Source organism: Nonomuraea sp. NPDC001684, from assembly GCF_053596515.1.
The window spans coordinates 1-3,919 of the sequence record NZ_JBSFGJ010000650.1 but is presented as its reverse complement, the minus strand read 5'-3'; the positions used below and the strand labels follow the sequence as shown (position 1 = coordinate 3,919).

Below are 3,919 nucleotides of genomic sequence, written 5' to 3'. Positions count from 1 at the left end.
AGATGTTCGGCGGCGCGGGCGGCAAGCCGGTGCGGGTGATGGGCGTCGATCCGGGGCTGACCCGTTGGACCGCGGCGCGGCCGGGGCCGGGGCGCTGAACATCGCGCTGCAGGAGGCGCTGACGCCGGCCCGCGAGGGCATGCCCGAACGCCGGTACGGCGGGCGGGTGTTCCGGGTGGGCGACAAGGTCACCCAGTTGCGCAACAACTACGACAAGGGCGCGGCGGGGGTGTTCAACGGCACGGTGGGGATCGTCACCGGCATCCGCCCCGACGACCACAGCCTGACCGTGCGCACCGACGAGGACGAGAAGGTCGACTACGCCTTCGACGAGCTGGACGAACTGGCCCACGCCTATGCCGTCTCCATCCACCGCAGTCAGGGCAGCGAGTATCCGGCGGTGGTGATCCCGCTGGCCACCAGCGCGTGGATGATGCTGCAGCGCAATCTGCTCTACACCGCGATCACGCGGGCCAAGAGGCTGGTGGTGATCGTGGGGTCGCGGCGGGCGCTGGCCCAGGCCGTACGGACCAAGGGCGCCGGACGGCGGCACACGAGCCTGACCCATCGCCTGGAGCGGCGCTGAACCCCTCGCGGGCAAGAGCGTTGATCGTCGCGTTGACGCAGGTTGACCTGGGGTTGACAGCAATTAGTGATGCAAATGTGACCGAACTCTCCTAAATGCTTCTGCGTCATACATGCAGGAGCATTAAAGTCTTTGGGGTGGGTTTGCCGCCCTGGGGGAGAGGACAGTCTTGAACGTTGCGCCCGCATGGACGAAGTCTGCCGCCGGCCTCGCGCTGCTGGCGGTCGCGGCCCTGACGGCATCCTGCTCGAGCGGGAACGCCGCCTCGCGCGGGCCGGAAGCGCCCGACGCCACCACCGTGGCCACCCCGCAGGCGCCCACCGTCACCATCAGCCCCGCCGAAGGCAGCGCCAAGGTCAGCCCCGACAAGAAGGTCGTGGTCACCGCCGCCGGCGGCGCGCTGGAGGAGGTGACCGTCGACGGCGGCGGCCACACGGTCGAGGGCAGGTTCAACGCCGACAAGACCAAATGGGTCTCCCGGACGCCGCTGAAGCCCTCCACCAACTACAACGTCTCGGCCAAGGCCGGCGCCACCGCCGCCACCAGCACCTTCACCACGGTCAAGCCCGAGCGGGAGCTGCAGGTCGCCGACGTCACCCCCAACGCCAAGGGCGAGACGCTCGGCGTCGGCGCCCCGATCATCGTCACCTTCAACCAGCCCGTCACCGGCAAGGCGGCCGTCGAGCGCGCCCTGGAGGTGGAGGCCGAGAAGCCCGTCACCGGCGCCTGGCGGTGGATCAACGACACCACCGTCATCTACCGCACCGCCAAGTACTGGCCCGCCCACCAGAAGGTCACCTTCAACGCCCGCATCACCGGCGTCAAGGCCGGCAAGGGCCTGTACGGCGTGAAGGACTACTCCGCCAGCCTCAAGATCGGCGCCAAGGTCATCAGCAAGGTCAACACCAAGACCCACATGATGTACGTCTACAAGGACAACAAGCGCGTGCAGACCATGCGCATCAGCGCCGGCATGGCCACCACCCGCGAGTACACCACGACCTCCGGCGTGCACCTGACGATGGAACGCGGCAACCCGGTGCGCATGATCTCCCCCGGCCGCAAGAAGGGCGACCCCGGCTACTACGACGTGATGATCGACCACGCCGTGCGCATCTCCAACTCCGGCGAGTACGTCCACGCCAAGGACAACGTCTGGGCCCAGGGCGTGCGCAACGTCAGCCACGGCTGCATCAACTCCCGCCCCGACCAGGCCAAGTGGTTCTACGACAACTTCCAGCGCGGCGACGTCGTGGAGATCACCGGCACCAACCGCGAGCTGGAGTGGAACAACGGCTGGGGCTACTGGCAGCTGCCCTTCTCGCAGTGGAAGAAGGGCAGCGCCCTGCACGTCAAGTCCTGACCGCTCCCCCGCTCCCCCTCCCTTCTTCGGGCCGGCTTCCAGCCGCTCACCGCCGCCGGCAGGCGCGGCGGTGAGCGGCTTTTTCGACGTCTCGGCCCGCTGTCGTGAACCGTCCTCGACGGGCCCTCGCCCTCGCCATCAGCGAAAACGCCTCGACGTGCACGAAGGGTTGCCATACGATTACCCATCGTGGGCATTCGTCAGGAACCCTCGAAGGAGAACACGTTGAAGAAGATCCTTCTCGTCCCCGCGATCACCGCCGGGTTCGTCCTCGCCTCGGCCGGCGCCGCGTACGCCTCCCAGTACGTCGCCTACGAAGGCCCCGGCTTCACCGGCCGCTCGGTCGTCCTGGACGCCTGCGGCGTGTCCAACATCCCCTACCACGGCTCCTACAAGTGGTACGGCGACGGCCAGAGCGGCCGCATGTACAACCAGCCCAACGCCTCCGGCGTGATGCACTTCGAACTGGCCTCCAACCGCAACGCCGAGCAGCGCACCCCCGTCGGCTGGAAGAGCATCTTCATCGTGTGCTGACCCGCCGCCCCTGACCGGCCGTCCCCCGCGCACAGGGGGCGGCCGGTTTCGGCATGCGCGCGTACGGACGGCCGTGCGAGGCACACTTGCCAGTACGGACCATCGGCACGCGCGGGGGGGCGAGATGGGCAAGAGCGCAGGCACCACCGCGAGCAGCAGCACGGCCACCAGCGCCGCGAGCACCACGGCCTTGGCGTTGATGTCGCTCCTGGTGACGGTGGTGTTGTCCGGCTGCGCGGTGCCCTCTCTGCCGGGCGCAGGTCAACGGTCACCTTCGGCCGGCGGGCAGGCATCCTCGCCGCCCTCCGCAGCGGCCCCCCTTCCTCGAAGCTCCCAGGAGGCGACTCCCCCGCGGACGCAAGGCCCAGCACAGGACCGCGCGCTGGGCCCGACTCAGGGCCGGACTCCCGGGCAGGCGCGGGGAGACGGGCAGCGGCAGGGGCAAGAGCAGGGGCAGGACCTTGGGCAGGGCCGGATGCGGGAGCAGGGGCGGGGTGCGGCGAGCAGTGGATGCGCGGCCACGACACGCCGGCTCACCTCCGGTGCTCACCAGCTGACCACCGCCGGTCTGACCCGCCGCTACCTGCTGGCCGTCCCCGACGGGCCCGGCCCCCACCCCGTGCTGCTCAACCTGCACGGCCTCGGCTCCAACGCCGCCGAACAGGCCGCCTACAGCCGCCTGCCCCAGATCGGCCCAAGCCGCGGCTACATCGTCATCACCCCCCAATCGGCGCCCGGACGGCTGGCCTGGACCCTGCCGCACACCGCCGGCCCCGACGACACCGCCTACCTGGCCGCCCTGCTGGACGAGGTCGAACGCCACCAGTGCGCCCACCCCGGACGCGAGTTCGCCGCCGGCCTGTCCTACGGCGCGGGCCTGGCCGCCTCACTCGTCTGCGCCCTGGACGGACGCCTGAGCGGCGTGGCCGCCGTGGCCGGCATCCCCATCGCCCAGCCCTGCGCCCAGCCCGTCCCCACCACGATCGTCGCCTTCCACGGCACCGCCGACCGCCTGGTCCCCTACGACGGCGGCCACCCCGAGCCCGGCGGCCAGCTGCGGCACCTGGCCGCGCTCGTCGTGCTGCCCCCGGTCGAGCAGACCATGGACGCCTGGGCCGCCGCCCAGCACTGCTCCTCCCCCGCCACCAGCCATCCCCTGCGCCGCGTCCGCCTGCGCCTGTGGACGTCCTGCGCGCGGGGAGCCACGCTGCGCCTGTACACGGTGGACGGCGGCGGCCACACCTGGCCGGGCCCCATCGAGGTGCCCGGCCTCGGCGACACCGCCCGCGACCTGGACGCCAGCCGCCTCATCCTCGACGCCTTCGACCGCGCCCCCACCCGCTGACCGGCCCCGGACGGGCACGAGATCTACCGGCTGCCCGGCCCGCTCGACCTGACCGGCCTGCACGCCATCGCCGACCTCGACCGCGGCGAGC

Annotated in this window: 4 protein-coding genes; all 4 read left to right on the top strand. The window is 71.0% G+C overall.

All coding sequences use genetic code 11. From position 1 onward, the window contains the following. Window positions 1–586 (top strand): ATP-dependent DNA helicase (locus tag ACWCSD_RS49345; RefSeq protein ID WP_449926251.1); only part of this gene is annotated, 586 nt, incomplete at its 5' end. A gap of 169 nt (window positions 587–755) precedes the next feature. Next, entirely contained in the window at window positions 756–1,949 is a 1,194-nt protein-coding gene (locus ACWCSD_RS49340) for an Ig-like domain-containing protein (protein ID WP_449926248.1), read from the top strand. 225 nt (window positions 1,950–2,174) lie between these two features. After that, window positions 2,175–2,483 carry a MiAMP1 family antimicrobial peptide gene (locus tag ACWCSD_RS49335; protein WP_352329610.1) on the top strand — a complete coding sequence of 103 codons (309 nt, stop codon included), beginning with the start codon at window positions 2,175–2,177 and terminating at the stop codon, window positions 2,481–2,483. 475 nt (window positions 2,484–2,958) lie between these two features. Continuing rightward, the gene (locus ACWCSD_RS49330; protein ID WP_397156752.1) at window positions 2,959–3,828 is read left to right on the top strand and encodes an alpha/beta hydrolase family esterase; all 870 of its coding nucleotides are present in this window, start codon (window positions 2,959–2,961) and stop codon (window positions 3,826–3,828) included. The last annotated feature ends 91 nt before the right edge of the window (window positions 3,829–3,919 follow it).